The organism is Mycobacterium sp. MS1601 (assembly GCF_001984215.1).
In the GTDB taxonomy this organism is placed as follows: Bacteria; Actinomycetota; Actinomycetes; order Mycobacteriales; family Mycobacteriaceae; genus Mycobacterium.
In genome coordinates, this window is record NZ_CP019420.1 from 1,651,497 (window position 1) to 1,668,834 (window position 17,338).

A 17,338-nucleotide genomic window follows, 5' to 3' on the forward strand; every position below is an offset into this window, starting at 1 on the left:
ACGCTTTCGCGTTGGGAGCTTCGATAGCTTAGGGCACAGATCGCCAAATCCTCAAACTCGCTGTCTGGAGACGTTGTTCAGAGCACCCGCGGGCACCCGCTATCCTGTGACATCGCGCCCCTATAGCTCAGTTGGTAGAGCTACGGACTTTTAATCCGCAGGTCCCAGGTTCGAGCCCTGGTGGGGGCACTCAGCATCTCAGGTCGGCCGGCGGTTGCACCCGGTCGACGAAGAACGCGATCAGCGGACCGTCGATGCACTCCACGCCGGTGAACGCGACCGTGTGCTGCTCTCCGTCGTAGGTGATCAAGGGCGCGCCCAGCTGTGCCGCCACGTCCACCCCGTTCTGATACGGGGTGGCCGGGTCACCGGTGGTGGACACGACGACGACCTTTCCCGGGCCGGGTGAAACCGGCGGCTTGGCCTCCGATGCGGGTTTCACCGGCCAGAACACACAGTCCGGCCGGGGCGCGAATCCCGTGAACTGTCCGTAGCTGTCGAAGGGCGAGAGTTCGCGTGCCTGACGGTTGACGTCCGCCCACACCGCGGGGTCCGGCGAGTACGTGTCGTCCACACAGTGCACGGCGCTGATCACGTCCTCCACATTCGGGTACCGCCCCTCGGGATCGCGACCCAGGTAGGTGTCGGCCATGTCCAACAGAACGTCGGCATCGGCGCCGTCACGCAGTGCGGTCAGCCCCTCAGTCAGCGCCGCCCATTCCTCGGTGCTGTACATCGCCGCGCCGGTGGCCAGCAGCGCATCCGCGTAGCTCAATCCGCGCGGATCCGCAGTGGGCGCCGGTGCCGCCACCAAGGGATCGACCAACTCCCTGTACCGCGTGACGGTCAGCGCCGGGTCCGTGCCCAGCGGGCAGTCGAGCGCCTGTGTGCAATCAGCCGCGTACGCCTCGAAAGCCTGCTGCATCGCGGCCGCGTCGTTGAGTGTGTCCTCGATGACTGACTCCCCCTGTTCCACCACCCCATCCAGCATCATGGCGCGCACACGCTCCGGGAACTGGTCGGCGTAGGCGGTCCCCAGCCGGGTGCCGTACGAGTATCCGAAGAAGTTGATCTGCTCCTCGCCCAGAGCCGCGCGAACCGCGTCCATGTCGCGCGCCGTGTTCTCGGTGCTCATCCCGGCGAGGAAGGGAGCTCCCATCTGGTCCAGGCAGCGCTGGGCGTACTGGCGACTCAGCTCCTCGATGCGAGCAACGCCGGCCGGGCTGTAGTCCACCTGCGGATCACGCCGCCTGGCGTCCACGTCCGCGTCTGTGTCACACCGCAGCGCCGGAGTGGAGTACCCGATACCCCGGGGGTCGATGGCGACCAGATCGAAGCGTTCACCGATCTCGGTTTCCCCGAGTATGACGGCGAACCGGGTCATCACATCGATTGCCGAGTCTCCTGGCCCACCGGGATTGGAGATCAGCGTCCCGATCCGCTCGCCGGTGGCCGGAATTCGCATCACAGCCAGATTGGCCTGTGGGGCTTGAGGATTGGCGGCATCACTCCAGTCGACCGGCACAGAGACAGTGGTGCACTCCGCGGTGGGCACATCCGCGGTGTCAACCCAGTCGTCGCAGGGGCCCCAGGGCAGCGCAGCCGCCGGCTCGGCGTGTGCAGGCCCTGCCCAAACCAGCGGCAGCACCACCGCCAGCGCACTCGCCATTACCGTTACCGTCCGCACACCCGACCGCCCTGACATGCGGTCATGCTGTCACAGAGACACCCCAGTAACAGCAGACACACTGACGGCGATACTCACCTCGAACGAATCTGCCCGGGCCGCTAGGGTCATGGGCAGTCTGCCGCCGACGACCGAGGAGCCTTGATGTTCAGCCGCCTGACCACCGCCTCGGCGATCGTCGCTGCCGCCTTGGGCAGCACGCTGGCTCTGAGCACAGGCACCGCGACCGCCTCACCCGCGCAGGACGAGCAGTTCGCCAACATCCTCACTCAGCTCGACATCCCTCATGAGTCCCCCGAGCAGGCGGCGACACTGGGCAACCACATCTGCCGACTGCTCGCCGAGAACGGTGCCGCAGGCCCCAACCCGGTGCCGGTGGTGCGCGGGGTCGTCACCACCCTCACCAACGGTGGCCTCGAGAAGGGCCAAGCCGTGCAGGTGATGCGTGCGTCGGCGGCCATCTACTGCCCGCAGTTCGGCTCCGTCATGGGTCGGTAGCCCAGCTGGACAACCGGCTGATCCACGGGGACAACCTCGACATCTTGCGCGCCGAGGTCGCTGATGCGTCGGTGGACCTCATCTATGCCGACCCACCCTTCAATTCCAATCGCGACTACGCGACGTTCACCGACACCTGGCGCTGGGACGCGACCGCGTATGCCGACGTGATCAGCCGGCTGCCAGACCGACCCGCGCGCATCCTCGAGGCGTTCCACACGCTGCTGGGACCCAATTCGGCGCTGGCCTACCTGGTGCACCTGGCACCTCGCCTGGCCGAACTGCACCGGGTGCTGGCTCCGACCGGATCGCTGTATCTGCACTGCGATCCGACCATGAGCCACTACTCAAAGGTGCTGCTCGACGCCCAGTTCGCCGGGGACAGCGGCGGATTCCTCAACGAAATCGTGTGGAGCTACCGCACCGGCGGCACCAGTAGGCGGTGGTTCGGCCGCAAGCACGACATCCTGCTCCTGTACGTGAAAGACTCTGCGGCGCATACCTTCAACGCGAGCAAGGAAAAGTCGTACCTGACCCACCGCTACGGGTTCAAGAACGTCGAGATCTTTCGGGAACCCGCCCCGGATTCGCGCTACTACACCATGGTGGGACTTCGCGACGTGTGGTCCATCGACGCCCTTCGCGGCAATCAACCCGAGGCTCTGGGCTATCCGACCCAGAAACCGGTTGCGCTGATGCAGCGTATTGTCACCACGTCCAGCAACCAGGGCGACCTGGTGCTCGATCCGTACTGCGGCAGCGGCACCACTCTGGCCGTCGCCCAACAACTCGACCGCCACTGGCTGGGCATCGACATCTCTTCTACTGCAATAGAACTGAGTGCTCGACGACTGAAACCCTGACGGGTTGGGCTCCGTCTTCGGAGCGCTGCGTAGCCGCACCGAGGACGAATGCTGCGACACCCACGATCAGTGCCACCAGGAACGAGACCACGAAAGCCAGTAACAGAACCGAGCGACCGGAGCGCCGGTTGCGTTGCACCGGAACAGGAATCGGGATCGGGACAGCTACCGGCGACGGGCTCATGGGCGGGACCGGCCGCAGCGGTGGAATCGGACCGGTCACCGGGTCGCCGCCGATGTTGTTGAGCTCGGCCCGCATGGTCTCGGCGTTGTGGAACCGGGCCGACTCCTCCCGCGCCATCGCACGGTCCACCAGCGCCGACAGCTGCGGGTCGATGTCGGGACGTAGCACCGACACCGGCGGCGGCGGGTTTTCGGTGATGGCCTGCGCCAACGCCACCAGATTCTCCTCCGGAAACGCTCGTCGCCCCGTCAGCGCCTCGTAGCCGACCACCCCGACCGCGTAGAGGTCGTCGGCCACCGTCGCGTCACGTCCGGCCAGGCGCTCCGGGCTCATGTAGGCCATGGTGCCCATGATCTGGCCGGTCTCGGTGCGGTGGGTGTCGGGGCCCTTCGCCAGACCGAAGTCCGCCACCTGAGCTTCACCGCTGGCGGAGAACAGGATGTTGGCCGGCTTGATGTCACGGTGCATGATCCCCATGGCGTGCGCAGTGCCGAGTGCCTTGAGCACGTCGTCGAGCATGGCCCGCACGTACTCCGGCGGCACCGGGCCCTGGGCGATCAGGTCTGCCAGGCTGCGGCCCGGCAATCGTTCCATCACGATGAACGGGGTGCCGTTGTGTTGGCCGCTTCCGTAGACAGTGACGATGTTGGGGTGTCGCAGCGCTGCCGCGGACTGCGCCTCCACCCAGAATCGGCGGAGGTAGTCCGGGTGGGAGTTGTAACCGGGATACAGCAGCTTGATGGCCACCGGCTGGCCCGTCTGCACGTCCCACCCTTCCCGCACCTCGGCCATGCCTCCGCGGCCGAGGATTCCCCTCAGCTCGTAGCGGCCGCCGAGCAGCTCGGGGGCATACATGGATCCACCGTAGCCGGTCGACTCTTCTTCCCCGGACAGTCCTGCGCCCCGGCGTCCGTGTCGGGGGTGGCCTCGGTCACCTTCTCGTCGGCGGCGCGTAGATCAGTGCGGGTGTCTGCGTTCCCAGGCCTTGGCCACCCAGGAGGTGCCTCGCAGCATCAACATCGCGTAGCCGACGGCCAGGGGCGGACCGATCAGCCAGGCTGTGACCATTGCTGACATCGGCACCCCTTCCAGTGAGGTGCACTCATCTGATCACGATCCGGTCGCGTAGCTGCGCTGACGCGCCGCCGAACCTCAGATGTCCGGGCAGTAGTGCATTCCGTTGTCGCGGTGCGCCGCCGGCGGCAGGTTGCGCGCCGGCGTGTGCACCAACGGAGCGTCTTCGGGAAGCCTGCCGGTGGCGCGGTCCCACGCCGAACGCGCCCGTGGATGCATGCGGTGGCGCTTCGGCACCACGGCGAAGACCAGCCCGATCAGCGTGCCCAGGCGGCGATGGATCCACTCGTCGCGCGCCGACCAGCTGTAGCCCATCAAGGTCCGGATCGCCGGGTCGTAGAGGCCAGTGGTGAACCAGACGAAGAACGGCTTGACGAAGAACCGCCGCTGCAGCGCCCACATCCAGTCGGGCATCAGCGCCGCAAACGGCGGCTTCGGCAGATCGTCGAGATTCAGCACTTCCCGCGCGGCCCAGTTGTTCTCCAGCACCTCGGTGGTCATGTGCCGCCAATACTCCTGGAAGTCCTCCCAGGTGTCGGGCACGGGTCGCATGCTCATGCCGTACATCCGGTACCACTGCTTGTGCTCTTCGAACAGCTGCCGCCGGTCGGCGTCGGAGAGCCCGCCCCAGCACAGCCGCTCGGCAACGATCAGCGTGCCGACGAAGAACGTGGAGTGGGCCCAGTAGAAGACATCGGGGTTGAGCGCGGAGTACCGCCTGCCCTGGCCATCGACCCCCTTGATGCCCACGTGGTAGTCGCGTACCTCGGCACCGGTCTTGGGTGCGCGGTCACCGTCGAACACCACCCCGCCGATGGGATACAGCGAGCGCAGCAGCCGCGGCCACCGCTCGGTGAAGAAGATGGAGTGCTGCTCGACGGCTGCGCCCAGCTGCGGATGCATGTTCTGCATGGACCCGGCCCACGGCCCCTGCAGCATGCCGCGCCAGTCACCGAAGTATTTCCAGGTGAGACTGTCCGGACCGAGGGGTTGCGGTGGAGCCTGATACCCCGCTGCCGAAACCGGACAGCCCGCTGCTGCCGCATCACTGGCCAGCGGCGATGCACCGGAAGTATCTTGAGTCACCAATGGAAAGTCCCATCGTCGGTCGAGCAAAGTGACTACGCGAGTTGTCAGGAGTTTAGGAGCGCAGTGACGTCCGGTCAAAGCCGTGGCCGTTGGTCCGGTGTCCCATTGGAAGATCGTCAGGCCCGCAGGCGTGACGAACTGGTGGATGCGGGCATCGATCTGCTGGGAGGCGAAGGGGGGCCCGCGCTCACCGTGCGAGCCGTCTGCCGCCGAGCCGGCCTCACCGAGCGCTACTTCTACGAGAGCTTTTCCGACCGCGACGAGTTCGTCCGCGCCGTGTACGACGCGGTGTGCACCAAGGCGATGTCGACGCTGGTCTCGGCATCGACACCCCGGGAAGCGGTGGAGCGATTCGTCGCGCTGATGGTCGACGACCCCGTTCGAGGCCGGGTTTTGTTGATGGCACCCGAGGTGGAGCCGGTGCTCGCCCGGTCCGGGGCCGAGTGGATGCCCAGCTTCATCGACCTCCTGCAACGGAAGCTGACCACCATCACCGACCCGGTGCTGGCACACATGGAGGCCACCAGCCTGATCGGCGGGTTGAGCGCCCTGTTCACCGCGTATCTCGACCGGCGACTGTCGGCCACCAGGGAGCAGTTCATCGACTTCTGCGTGGATACGATCGTCAGCCGCGCCGCGGTTTCCTGACCTCCGGGAAACGGCACGCGGGGCGTCCGCATGACTGCGCTCACACATCACATTTGGGTACGCATCTGGACACACCAGGCGGGGGAACTTGAATGGTACTGAGTGACACAGATATATTGACTGCAACCAACAGGTACAGATAACCGGAGGACGCATGTCGCAAGACCTGACCGACCTGCAACTTCTTCACGAGCTCGAGCCCGTGGTCGAGCAGAAGATCAATCGGCACATGGCGATGCGCAAGGACTGGAATCCCCACGACTACATCCCGTGGCAGGAGGGCAAGAACTGGTACGCCCTCGGCGGCCAGGACTGGGAGCCCGGCCAGTCGAAGCTGTCCGAAGTGGCGCAGACGGCAATGGTGCAGAACCTTCTCACCGAGGACAACCTGCCCTCATATCACCGCGAGATCGCGATGAACTTCAGCATGGACGGTCCCTGGGGCTACTGGGTCAACCGCTGGACCGCCGAGGAGAACCGGCACGGCATCGCGCTGCGGGACTACCTGTTGGTCACCCGTGCCATCGATCCCGTCGAACTCGAGATCACCCGTATGGAGCAGGTCACCCGTGGCTTCTCCCGGGCCAGAACCAGCAGGGCGACCTGTTCGCCGAGAGCCTGTTCGACTCGGTGATGTACGTGTCGTTCCAGGAGCTCGCGACCCGCGTCTCGCACCGCAACACCGGCAAGGCGTGCGACGACCCCATTGCCGATCAGCTGCTGGCGCGCGTCTCGGCCGACGAGAACCTGCACATGATCTTCTACCGCGACGTCTCGGCCGCCGGCCTGGACATCGCCCCCAACCAGGCGATGAAGTCGCTGCACCGGGTGCTGCGCAACTTCAAGATGCCCGGGTACACCGTGCCGGCGTTCCGCCGTAAGGCCGTCATCATCGCCGTCGGCGGCGTTTACGACCCCCGAATCCACCTCGACGACGTGGTGATGCCCATCCTGAAGAAGTGGCGCATCTTCGAGCGCGAGGACTTCACCGGTGAAGCTGCCGCCCTGCGCGACGACCTCGGGCTGTTGATCGAGGAACTCGAAGAGGCCTCGGCCAAGTTCGAGGTGGCCAAACAGCGTCGCCTCGAGCGCGAGCGCCAGGTGGCCGAGAAGAAGGCCATGAAGAACCTCCTGGTCACCACCGCTTCGACCGCGTGACAGCAGTAACCACCGAATCGGCCCGATCCGCTGCCCTGCGGATCGGGCCCTTCGCGTTACCCAGCCCAGTCGTGCTGGCTCCCATGGCCGGTGTGACAAATGTCGCGTTCCGAACCCTGTGCCGCGAACTCGAACTCGAACGCATGGGGACGGTGAGCGGGCTCTACGTCTGCGAGATGGTCACCGCGCGCGCCCTCTACGAGCGGCATCCGGTCACCATGCACATGACGACGTTCGCGCCGCAGGAGTCGCCACGCTCGCTACAGCTCTACACCGTGGACCCGCACTACACGTACGAAGCCGCTCGCATGGTGGTGCAGGAGAACCTGGCCGACCACATCGATATGAACTTCGGCTGCCCGGTGCCCAAGGTGACCCGGCGCGGAGGCGGCGCCGCATTGCCCTACAAACGGCGACTCTTCGGGCAGATCGTGGCAGCCGCGGTCAAGGCCACCGAGGGCACCGACGTTCCGGTCACCGTGAAGTTCCGCATCGGGATCGACGATCAGCACCACACCCACCTCGACGCGGGCCGCATCGCCGAATCCGAGGGCGCCGCAGCGGTGGCTCTGCATGCCCGCACGGCGGCTCAGCGATACTCAGGCAGCGCGGACTGGGAGCAGATCGCCCAGCTCAAGCAGCACGTGACCAGCATCCCGGTGCTGGGCAACGGCGATATCTTCTACGCCGAGGATGCCGTGCGCATGATGAGGGAGACCGGCTGCGACGGGGTGGTGATCGGTCGTGGTTGCCTCGGCAGGCCCTGGCTGTTCGCCGAGCTGTCGGCCGCATTCAGCGGCACGCCGATGCCCACGCCACCCACCCTGGGCGAGGTCGCCTCCATCATCGAGCGTCACGGGCAGCTGCTGTCCGAGCATTTCGGCGAGGACAAGGGCATGCGCGATATCCGTAAGCACGTGGCGTGGTACCTGCACGGTTTCCCGGTCGGCTCTGATACTCGCCGCGCTCTGGCGCTGGTGAAAACGCGCGACGAACTCGACACCCTACTCGCCGGGCTGGACGCCGACGTCCCGTTCCCGCGGGCTGCCGAAGGCCCGCGAGGTCGGCAGGGCTCGCCGGGTTCGGTCACGCTGCCGGAGGGTTGGCTCGACGATCCGGATGACTGCACGGTCCCGGCGGGAGCCGACGCCATGCATTCCGGAGGCTGAATCGAGACTCACTCGACACAAGACTTCTCAGCTTGCGTCAGTAACATGTGAACGTTCCCGCGCTCAGGTGGCGGAGTGAGCTCTTGTGCTGCTAAAGACTAGGGAAACTTTTGACGCGACACAGAGTCGTGCACCGCGTCCGCCCGATCCTGGGCATGCAGACCTCATCAGAGTCGGAGGCCGGATACGGACATGAGTGACGGCGACAACGCCACTCCTGGCCAGCACCGGGCGTCGGAACCTGACGGGGACAATCAGTGGCTTACCGGAACCCCGCGGCCGATGCCAGGCGCCGCGCCGTGGGAGCGTGCATCGGATTTGGTTCCGGACTTCTCCGGCGGCGCTGACGACGACGGCCCTGACACAACCGATGACGATGACGCCATACCTCCCGGTGCCGTCACCGTCGCCGACCTGTTCGCCAAACTGACCGGCGATGTACCCGCAGCCCTGCAACGTGCACGGACACCCTCCGAGGAAACCGCGGACGCCGAGACCGATCCGCCGACCATGCCCACCGTGTCGGCCTACGCCTCGGAGATCCCCGATCTGGGCGCGCTCGGCGGCACCCGCACAGCGTCCGAGGACCCCGCAGACGAGACGACGGTCCTCCCCGCGATCATCGAGGACCGGCTCCCCGCACTGCGCCCAGATACCGAGCTCGGGCTGCTACCTCCACCCAAGCCGCCGAAACGCCGGCGCAACGCGCTGCTGGCCGGCCGCGTGGTCGCCGCCCTGGTGGCCATCGTCGCGCTGGTCCTCACCGGCGCAGCCTGGCAGTGGAACTCGACGAAGAACAACAACCTCAACAACGTCGCCGCCCTCGATCTCGACTCCCGCGATATCGTCGATCCCAATGCCCAGTTCGGTGACGAGAACTTCCTGATCGTCGGCACCGACAGCCGGTTCGGGGCCAACGGCGAGATGGGCGCGGGCACCACCGAGGACGCCGGCGGCACCCGCTCTGACACCGTGATGCTGGTCAACATTCCCGCCAACCGCGAACGGGTGGTCGCGGTGTCGTTCCCCCGCGACCTCGCCATCACCCCGATGGAATGCGAGCCGTGGAACCCCGAGACCGGTGAGTACGGCCCGCTCTACGACGAGACCACCGGCTCCTACGGACCGGATAGCTGGTACACCGAGACCAAGTTGAACTCCGCCTACGCCTACGGCGGACCGAAGTGTCTGGTGAAGGTGATCCAGAAGATCTCGGGCCTGTCGATCAACCGGTTCATGGCCGTGGATTTCGCCGGGTTCGAGAAGATGGTCGACGCGCTCGGCGGCGTCGAGGTCTGCTCACCCACGCCGCTCGAGGACTACGAGCTGGGCACCGTGCTGGCCACCGCCGGCCGGCAGGTGGTCAATGGCGACACCGCGCTGAATTACGTGCGGGCCCGTCAGGTCAAGACCGAGTTCAACGGTGACTACGGCCGCATCAAACGCCAGCAGCTGTTCCTGTCCTCGCTGTTGCGCTCGTTGATCTCCAAGGAGACCTTCTTCTCGCTGAAGAAGCTCAACAACGTCGTCAACACCTTCATCGCCGACAGCTACGTCGACAACATCGGCACCAAAGACCTGGTGGATCTCGGACAGTCCCTCCAAGGCATCGCCGCCGGCCGCATCACCTTCGTGACCGTGCCCACCACGGGCTATGCCGACGAGTGGGGTAACGAGCAGCCCCGTACCGATGACATCAAGGCGCTGTTCCAGGCCATCATCAACGACGAACCGCTGCCCGGCGAGAACGACCAGAACGAGACCACCACGCCGGTGACGTCCAGTGAGATCGCCGCGATGGCGCCCACCACCGAGACACCCGCACCGGCGGACTCCTCGACGCGGATGGTGGACGCGGTGACCGTAGACCCCAGCGAGGTCAGCGTCCACGTGTCGAACTCCACCGGCCAGACCGGCCTCGGCTCCTCGGCCAGTGCCGGGTTCCAGCAGTACGGATTCACCGTCGACACCCCTGACGATCATCCGATCGCACTCGAGCGCACCACGGTGATGTACGCCCCCGGTAACGAGCAGGCGGCGGCCACTGTCGCCTCCGCGCTCGGTGTGCCCGCGGTGGAGTCGATGACCGGTTTGGGCGACACGGTGGACGTGGTCCTGGGTTCGGACTTCACGTCGGTGGGCACCCCCGAACCTGCGGGCTCGTCGATCAGCATGGAGGTCACCCGCGGTGAGACCACCAGCGCACCGACCGAACTGCCCGAAGACCTGACCGTCACCAACGGCGCCGATACCACGTGCGAGTGACCTCCGACCGCGAGTAGCAAACGACCCCACCCAGGGGTCTTGTGTCATTCACCCGTCGTTCACCTGGCACATCATGCCTTTTTGCACCTGGCCAACGTAGGCTTGGCACATGCGTACCGCTTATCAGGAGCAACTTGCTTCGCTCGCAGCGCGACTCGGGGACATGTGTGGTCTGGCGGGAGTTGCCATGGAACGAGCCACCCAAGCACTGCTACAGGCCGATCTCGTACTCGCCGAACAGGTCATCACCGACCACGATCAGATCACCACGCTCAGCACGCAAGCTGAGGAGCAGGCTTTCCACATCCTGGCGTTGCAGGCCCCGGTGGCCGGCGATCTGCGCGCCATCGTCGGCTCCATCCAGATCGTCGCCGACATCGACCGGATGGGTGCTCTGGCACTGCACGTCGCCAAGATCGCCCGCCGCCGTCACCCACAGCACGCCCTGCCTGAGGAAGTCAACGGCTACTTCGCCGAAATGGGCCGGGTGGCAGTGGAACTCGGCAACAGCGCCCAGGAGGTGCTCAAGACCGGTGACCCAGAGAAGGCCGCCCGCATCCGCGAAGAAGACGACGCGATGGACGACCTGCACCGGCATCTGTTCACCGTCCTGATGGACCGGGAATGGAAGCACGGCGTTGCGGCGGCTGTCGATGTGACGCTGCTGGGTCGCTTCTACGAGCGTTTTGCCGACCACACCGTCGAGATCGCGCGCCGGGTCATCTTCCAGACCACCGGAGAACTGCCCGTCGACGGCGACCTGTACTCGACGCACTGAGCCGGCCGCAAAGAATAATCCCCTGAAACCTGGTGGGTTTCAGGGGATTACCTTTTGTGCGGCGTTCCTACCCGAAGCGGCCGGAGATGTAGTCCTCGGTGGCCTTCTGGGTGGGGTTGGAGAAGATCTTCTCGGTGTCGTCGACCTCGATCAACTGGCCGGGCTTGCCCGTGGCCTCGAGGTTGAAGAACGCTGTCTGATCGGACACACGAGCAGCCTGCTGCATGTTGTGCGTGACGATCACGATGGTGAACTCCTGCTTGAGCTCTGAGATCAGGTCCTCGATGGCAAGGGTGGAGATGGGATCCAGCGCCGAGCAGGGCTCGTCCATCAACAGCACATCGGGCTGCACCGCGATGGCACGAGCGATGCACAGCCGCTGCTGTTGACCACCGGACAGGCCACCGCCGGGCTTGTCGAGACGGTCCTTGACCTCGTTCCACAGGTTCGCGCCCCGCAGCGAGCGCTCGGCGGTCTCGTCCAGGGTCTTCTTGTTACGCACACCCTGCAGCTTCAGACCGGCCACCACGTTGTCACGAATCGACATGGTGGGGAACGGGTTCGGGCGCTGGAACACCATGCCGATGGTCTTGCGCACCCCCACCGGGTCCACACCGGAGCCATAGATGTCGTCGCCGTCGAGCAGCACCGAGCCCTTCACGTATGCACCGGGGATCACCTCGTGCATCCGGTTCAGGGTGCGCAGCACGGTCGACTTGCCGCAGCCCGACGGGCCGATGAACGCGGTCACACTGCGCGGCGGCACTGCCAGGGACACGTTCTGCACGGCGTGGAACGAGCCGTAGTAGATGTTGACGTCTTTGAGGTCGAGACGCTTGGCCATATCAGTTGACTCCTAGACCTTTTTCGGGGCAAAGAATTTGGCGATGAACCGGGCGCCCACGTTGAGCACGGCGATGACGACGATCAGCGTGAAGGCGGCACCCCAGAGTCGGTCGGTGGGAACAGGATTGGCACCCGCACCTGCCGACGTCTGGTCGAACATCATGCCGGGCAACGAGCCCATGAAGCCGCCGAACATGTCGAAGTTGATCGCCTGGGCGTAGCCCACCAGGATCAGCAGCGGGGCCGTCTCGCCCATCACGCGGGCCAGCGACAGCAGGATGCCGGTGACGATGCCCGACAGCGCTGTTGGGATGACGATCGCCGAGATGGTCTTCCACTTCGGCACCCCCAGTGCGTAACTGGCTTCACGCAGATCCATCGGGACGATGCGCAACATCTCCTCGGTGGAACGCACGATCACCGGGATCATCAGCAGCACCAGTGCCAGCGACACGGCCAGGCCGGAACGCTGGAATCCCAGGGTGGCCACCCACAGCGCGTAGATGAACAGCGCCGCCACGATGGACGGGACTCCGGTGAGGATGTCGACCATGAAGGTGGTGAGCTTGCCCAGCCGGGTGCCACCGCCATACTCCACCAGGTAGATGCCGACGAAGACACCGATCGGAATGGAGATGATGGCGCAGACCAGCGCCTGCAGCAGCGAGCCGACGATGGCGTGGTAGGCACCGCCACCGGGAGCGAACGCCGTCATGCCGGCCTGGGAGTTCAACCACCAGGTGCTCGACATGACAGCGCCGATGCCCTTGGAGATGACCGTCCACAACACCCACACCAGCGGCACCATGGCAACCAGCACCGAGGCGGTCACCAGCACGGAGGCCAGGTTGTTGGTGAACTTGCGGCGCCCGCTGACACTTTGGAATGTCGGCGACTTCAGCGGCCGATCGAGTGTCGAGGTCATGATGCGGACCTGTCCTTTCCGGAAACCGCGGCGCGGGCCAGCGAGTTCACCACGAACGTCAGGATGAACAGCACCAGGCCGGCCGCGATGTAGGCGCCCGCCTTGTACTGGTCGTTGAACTCCGATGCCGCAGAAGCGATCTTGCTGGCGAAGGTGTAGCCGCCGTCGAACAGCGACCAACCAAACATCGTCTGGGTGCCGCGCAGGATGATCAGCAGCGCGATGGTCTCACCGAGTGCGCGACCGAGGCCCAGCATGGCCCCCGAGATGTAGCCGGACATCCCGAACGGCAGCACCGTCGTGCGCACCACCTCCCAGCGAGTGGCGCCCAGCGCCAATGCCGCCTCGATCTGGCCGCGTGGCGTCTGGACGAACACCTCACGGGTGACGGCGGTGATGATCGGCAGGATCATCACCGCAAGGACGATGCCCGCGGTGAAGATGGTGCCGCCGCCGGCCACCGAAGCGTTACCGGTGTCGAAGAGGAACAACCAGGACATGTGCTCGTTCAGCCAGACCGCGACCGGGCGGATGGCGGGCGCCAGCACGTACAGGCCCCACACGCCGTAGATGATCGACGGCACCGCAGCCAGCAGGTCCACCAGGTAGGCCAGCGGGCCCTTGACCCTGGCGTGAGCGTATTGCGTCAGATAGATCGCGATACCGAGAGCCACCGGCATCGCCAGAACCAAGGCGAAGACGGACACGAACACCGTCACCTGCAGCAGGTCGAGGATGCCGAAGTGCATCGCCGAGGTGTTGGTGGTGACCCAGTTCCCACCGAAGAGAAAGAAGTTCTCCTCGTTGCGGGCGAGAGCCGGGATGGCGCGCCACAGCAGGAAGAAGCCGATCGCCGCGATGATGACGACGATCAGGACACCGGAGCCCTCCGACAGCAGCCGGAAGATCCGATCGCCGGCACGGACCTTCGTGCCGCCTCTGGACGGATCGGTGGAGATGGGTTCCGGCTCAGGGAAGGGCATGGCCATGGCCTCGCCCGAACCCGCGTTGAGCGGATTTGGTGTTGTCACTTCGACCCTATCGGTCATTGGTCTTCGCACCCAATCTTCTCTTCAATCCTGCTGCGGCGCTACCGATGACCTACGCCGTCGAGCCGATGGCGTCGATGGAGGTCAGCAGCCGCTCCTTGAAGGCAGCCGGCAGCGGCACGTAGCCGGCCGAGGACAGGTTGGCCTGGCTGTCGTTGGCGGCCACGGAGAGGAAGGACTTCACCGCTTCGGCCGTCTCGGCGTCGTAGCCGTTGGAGCAGACGATCTCGTAGGTGGCCAGGACCAGCGGGTAGGCGCCGGCTTCCTTGATGCCGTAGATCGAGTCGAGGTTCAGCGCCAGGTCATTGCCCTCGCCGCTGAACTCGGCGGCGTCGATGGCCTTGCCCGCGGTCTCGTCGGTGAGCTCCACTGCGCCTGCGCCGGAGTCGATCTGCGCGAACGGCAAGCCCGCCTGCTCGGCGAAGCCCTTCTCGACATAACCGATGGAACCGGGGGTGGCCTGCACAGCCTGCACCACACCGGCGGACTTCTGGGCGCCTTCACCGGCGCCACCCTGGAACTCGCTGCCGGCTTCCTTGGTCCAGGACTCGGGAGCGGCGGCGATCAGGTACTTCTGGAAGTTGTCCGTGGTACCCGAGGAGTCCGACCGGAAGATCGGAGTGATCGGGCTGTCGGGCAGGGTGGCGCCCGAGTTCAGTGCGGCGATGGCCGGGTCGTTCCACTTGGAGATCTGGCCCTGGAAGATCTTGGCCAGGGTGTCGCCGTTGAGCACCAGCGAGTCGACACCCTCGACGTTGTACGCCATCGCGATGGGGCCGAAGACCAGGGGCAGGTGCCATGCCGGATTGCCACCGCAGCGGGCCGCAGCCTGCTCGATCTGCTCGTCCTTGAGCGCGGAGTCCGAACCGGCGAAGTCGACGTTTCCGGCGATGAACTGCTCACGGCCCGCACCGGAACCGGTGGGGTTGTAGGAGAGGTTCTTGCCCGAGCAGGCCTGACCCCAGGCCTGGTTGAACAGCGCGACGGCGTTCTGCTGGGCGGTCGAGCCCTCAGCGGTCAGTTCGTTCTTGCCGCCGCAGTCGGCGGAGCCCGCCGCAGCCGTGCCGCTGCCGGCCGAGCCGGACGACTCCGTGGAGCCGGTGTTGTTGTCGCTGCCGCAGGCTGTGAGAGTCAGCCCTGCGATGGCGGTCGCCGAAACGGTGGTCAGAAATGCCTTGCCGAAGAAGTTGCGCTTCACTTTCCCGCTTTCTCATGAGCACGCCGGTTCTTCTCGACCGGCCTTGAAGTGCTTTTCCTCCGGGGAAGTTATGCGGCGGTCATGGACGGCACACCCATGGAAGATGAACGCGAGGTGAACAGCCTCATGAACGACGGCTTTCGCCCGGCTGTGAGTCAGCCAATGGTGGGCGATATCACCCAGAAGTTGTGGTAGAGGCCCGATACGCGGTGTCGACGCTGTAGATGCTGAAGCCCAGTCGTTCGTAGGTGCGCACCGCCGCGGTGTTGTCGGATTCGACGTAGAGCAGCACGGTGGGATCGGCGGCGTCGGCCAGTTTCCGGGCCAGGTACTGCAGGCCGAGCACGGTCAGAGTGTGCCCGAGCCGCTTGCCCTGGGCATCGGGGTCGACACCGACGATGTAGACCTCACCAATGTCGTGACCAGAGCCACCGCTGTGGATCTTCGTCCAGTGGAACCCGAGCAACCGCTCACCGGAGTCGTCGTAGGCGAGGAACAGGCCGGCCGGGTCGAACCAGGATTCGGCCTTGCGTACGGCGATGTCAGCGGTGGACCAGCCGCCCTGCTCCGGATGCCAGGAGAAGGCGGCGTTGTTGACGCGCAACAACTCGGCGTCGTCGGCCGGGCCGGCATAGGTCCTGACCTGCACCCCGGCGGGAATCTCGACGTCCGGGACATCTGTGGCCGAACGGCGCATCTGTAGCAGGCTGCGCACGGGAAACAGGCCGAGCGCCGCCGCGGTGGCTTTGGCCGCATCGAGTGTGCCGTGCGCCCAGAAGCTGTTGTCACCGCCGGTCTGCGCCAGGGCGGCCCGGATCAACGAGGTACCGATGCCCTTGCGGCGAGCCCGCGGATGGACCACCAACTCCGCCATCTCCGGGGTGAGGTTCAGGTAACCCTGCACCGCACCGGCGTCGTCGATCGCCACCAGATGCCGGGTGAGCTGCTGTCCGAGCTCCCGCAGCACTTGATCACCGACAGGCGCAACACCGTCGAATTCGGTTGCCGCCGTGATGATCTCACGCACAGCAGACTGCTCGTCGGCGGACAGCACCGTCCGCCAGTGCGGCTGGATCACTTGCGCAGCTGCTCGGCCAGCGGCCCGCTGAGGTCGTCCGACGGATCGCCGAAGTCGTCGTCGTCATCGAGGTCGTCTTCACCCAGATCGGCTTCGGCCGCGGTGGGCGGCCGGCCACGCGCCGGGCGCACCGCCTTGTAGCCGACATTGCGCACCGTGCCGATCAGCGACTCGTACTCCGGACCCAGCTTCGCGCGCAGGCGCCGCACGTGCACATCCACCGTCCGGGTGCCACCGAAGAAGTCGTAACCCCACACCTCCTGCAGCAACTGCGCCCGGGTGAACACCCGGCCCGCGTGCTGCGCGAGGTACTTCAGGAGTTCGAACTCCTTATAGGTGAGGTCGAGCGGACGGCCGCGCAATCGCGCCGTGTAGGTCCCCTCATCGATCACCAACTCGCCCAAGCTGACCTTGCCCGCGCTCTCCTGGCTGGCAGTTCCGCCGCGGCGACCGACGAGCAGTCGCAGCCTGGCGTCGATCTCCGCCGGGCCGGTGCTCGGCAGCAGGATCTCATCGAGACCCCACTCGACGTTGACCGCCACCAGTCCGCCTTCGTTGACCACCGCGACCACCGGCACCGAGGTGCCGGTGGAGCCGAGAAGCCTGCAGAGGCCGCGCGCGGCTGCCAGGTCGGTACGTGCGTCGACGATGGCCACGTCGGCTGTGCCAGCCTCCAACAGCGAGGAGACTTCCGTCGGCGCCGACCGAACAGTGTGTGCCAACAGGGACAACGAGGGCAGAACTGACTCTGGATGCGGGTCGACCGTGAGTAGCAGTAGATCCAACTGACCCTCCAGCAACCGAGAGAACATCTCCCAGATTCATGGCC

General features: G+C 65.7%; 15 protein-coding genes, 1 tRNA gene and 1 pseudogene. 8 read left to right on the forward strand and 9 right to left on the reverse strand.

The genetic code is table 11. The features are described from left to right. Positions 1-116 precede the first annotated feature (116 nt). A tRNA-Lys gene (locus BVC93_RS08100) sits at positions 117-189 on the forward strand. A gap of 1 nt (position 190) precedes the next feature. Here BVC93_RS08100 and BVC93_RS08105 read toward each other — a convergent pair. Then, complete coding sequence (locus BVC93_RS08105) at positions 191-1,669, reverse strand: alpha/beta fold hydrolase (RefSeq protein ID WP_236950292.1); 1,479 nt, start codon at positions 1,667-1,669, stop codon at positions 191-193. A gap of 162 nt (positions 1,670-1,831) precedes the next feature. Here BVC93_RS08105 and BVC93_RS08110 point away from each other — a divergent pair, with 162 nt between their 5' ends. Beyond that, positions 1,832-2,185, forward strand: coding sequence for a DUF732 domain-containing protein (locus BVC93_RS08110; RefSeq protein WP_083736722.1), 354 nt, complete (start codon positions 1,832-1,834; stop codon positions 2,183-2,185). A gap of 44 nt (positions 2,186-2,229) precedes the next feature. Then, positions 2,230-3,048 carry a DNA-methyltransferase gene (locus tag BVC93_RS08115; protein ID WP_192860224.1) on the forward strand — a complete coding sequence of 273 codons (819 nt, stop codon included), beginning with the start codon at positions 2,230-2,232 and terminating at the stop codon, positions 3,046-3,048. On the opposite strand, the gene BVC93_RS08120 is transcribed toward BVC93_RS08115, so the two are convergent. Both BVC93_RS08120 and BVC93_RS08125 read right to left on the reverse strand, forming a co-directional pair. Beyond that, complete coding sequence (locus BVC93_RS08120) at positions 3,008-4,087, reverse strand: serine/threonine-protein kinase (protein WP_083736724.1); 1,080 nt, start codon at positions 4,085-4,087, stop codon at positions 3,008-3,010. The genes BVC93_RS08115 and BVC93_RS08120 overlap by 41 nt on opposite strands. 297 nt (positions 4,088-4,384) lie before the next feature. Continuing rightward, complete coding sequence (locus BVC93_RS08125) at positions 4,385-5,392, reverse strand: oxygenase MpaB family protein (RefSeq protein ID WP_083736725.1); 1,008 nt, start codon at positions 5,390-5,392, stop codon at positions 4,385-4,387. 66 nt (positions 5,393-5,458) lie between these two features. On the opposite strand from BVC93_RS08125, the gene BVC93_RS08130 reads away from it, so the two are divergent. From BVC93_RS08130 to phoU, 5 genes and pseudogenes are all read left to right on the forward strand, one after another. Continuing rightward, positions 5,459-6,043: a TetR/AcrR family transcriptional regulator gene (locus tag BVC93_RS08130; protein WP_083736726.1), complete on the forward strand. Its 585-nt coding sequence runs from the start codon at positions 5,459-5,461 to the stop codon at positions 6,041-6,043. A gap of 154 nt (positions 6,044-6,197) precedes the next feature. Further along, a pseudogene (locus BVC93_RS08135) lies at positions 6,198-7,201 on the forward strand (acyl-ACP desaturase). Positions 7,202-7,284: 83 nt separating this feature from the next. Further along, positions 7,285-8,370: a tRNA dihydrouridine synthase DusB gene (dusB, locus tag BVC93_RS08140; protein WP_236950293.1), complete on the forward strand. Its 1,086-nt coding sequence runs from the start codon at positions 7,285-7,287 to the stop codon at positions 8,368-8,370. A 192-nt stretch (positions 8,371-8,562) separates the two neighbouring features. Continuing rightward, positions 8,563-10,635, forward strand: a complete 2,073-nt coding sequence (locus tag BVC93_RS08145) for an LCP family protein (RefSeq protein ID WP_083736727.1) — start codon at positions 8,563-8,565, stop codon at positions 10,633-10,635. A gap of 109 nt (positions 10,636-10,744) precedes the next feature. Beyond that, on the forward strand, positions 10,745-11,413 hold the full coding sequence (gene phoU / locus BVC93_RS08150; protein WP_083736728.1) for a phosphate signaling complex protein PhoU: 669 nt from the start codon (positions 10,745-10,747) through the stop codon (positions 11,411-11,413). Positions 11,414-11,480: 67 nt separating this feature from the next. Here the strand turns inward: phoU and pstB are convergent, their stop codons facing one another. From pstB to BVC93_RS08180, 6 genes are all read right to left on the reverse strand, one after another. Continuing rightward, complete coding sequence (gene pstB / locus BVC93_RS08155) at positions 11,481-12,257, reverse strand: phosphate ABC transporter ATP-binding protein PstB (RefSeq protein ID WP_083736729.1); 777 nt, start codon at positions 12,255-12,257, stop codon at positions 11,481-11,483. Positions 12,258-12,269: 12 nt separating this feature from the next. Then, positions 12,270-13,184: a phosphate ABC transporter permease PstA gene (gene pstA, locus BVC93_RS08160; RefSeq protein ID WP_083736730.1), complete on the reverse strand. Its 915-nt coding sequence runs from the start codon at positions 13,182-13,184 to the stop codon at positions 12,270-12,272. Beyond that, positions 13,181-14,233: a phosphate ABC transporter permease subunit PstC gene (gene pstC / locus BVC93_RS08165; protein WP_083736731.1), complete on the reverse strand. Its 1,053-nt coding sequence runs from the start codon at positions 14,231-14,233 to the stop codon at positions 13,181-13,183. Before pstC ends, pstA begins: the two co-directional genes overlap by 4 nt. A 52-nt stretch (positions 14,234-14,285) precedes the next feature. Continuing rightward, complete coding sequence (gene pstS, locus BVC93_RS08170; protein WP_083736732.1) at positions 14,286-15,431, reverse strand: phosphate ABC transporter substrate-binding protein PstS; 1,146 nt, start codon at positions 15,429-15,431, stop codon at positions 14,286-14,288. Positions 15,432-15,606: 175 nt separating this feature from the next. Continuing rightward, complete coding sequence (gene mshD / locus BVC93_RS08175; RefSeq protein ID WP_083736733.1) at positions 15,607-16,509, reverse strand: mycothiol synthase; 903 nt, start codon at positions 16,507-16,509, stop codon at positions 15,607-15,609. Further along, a complete protein-coding gene (locus BVC93_RS08180) occupies positions 16,506-17,321 on the reverse strand; it encodes a winged helix-turn-helix transcriptional regulator (RefSeq protein ID WP_192860225.1) in 816 nt (271 codons plus the stop codon). Before BVC93_RS08180 ends, mshD begins: the two co-directional genes overlap by 4 nt. Between the last annotated feature and the right edge of the window lie 17 nt (positions 17,322-17,338).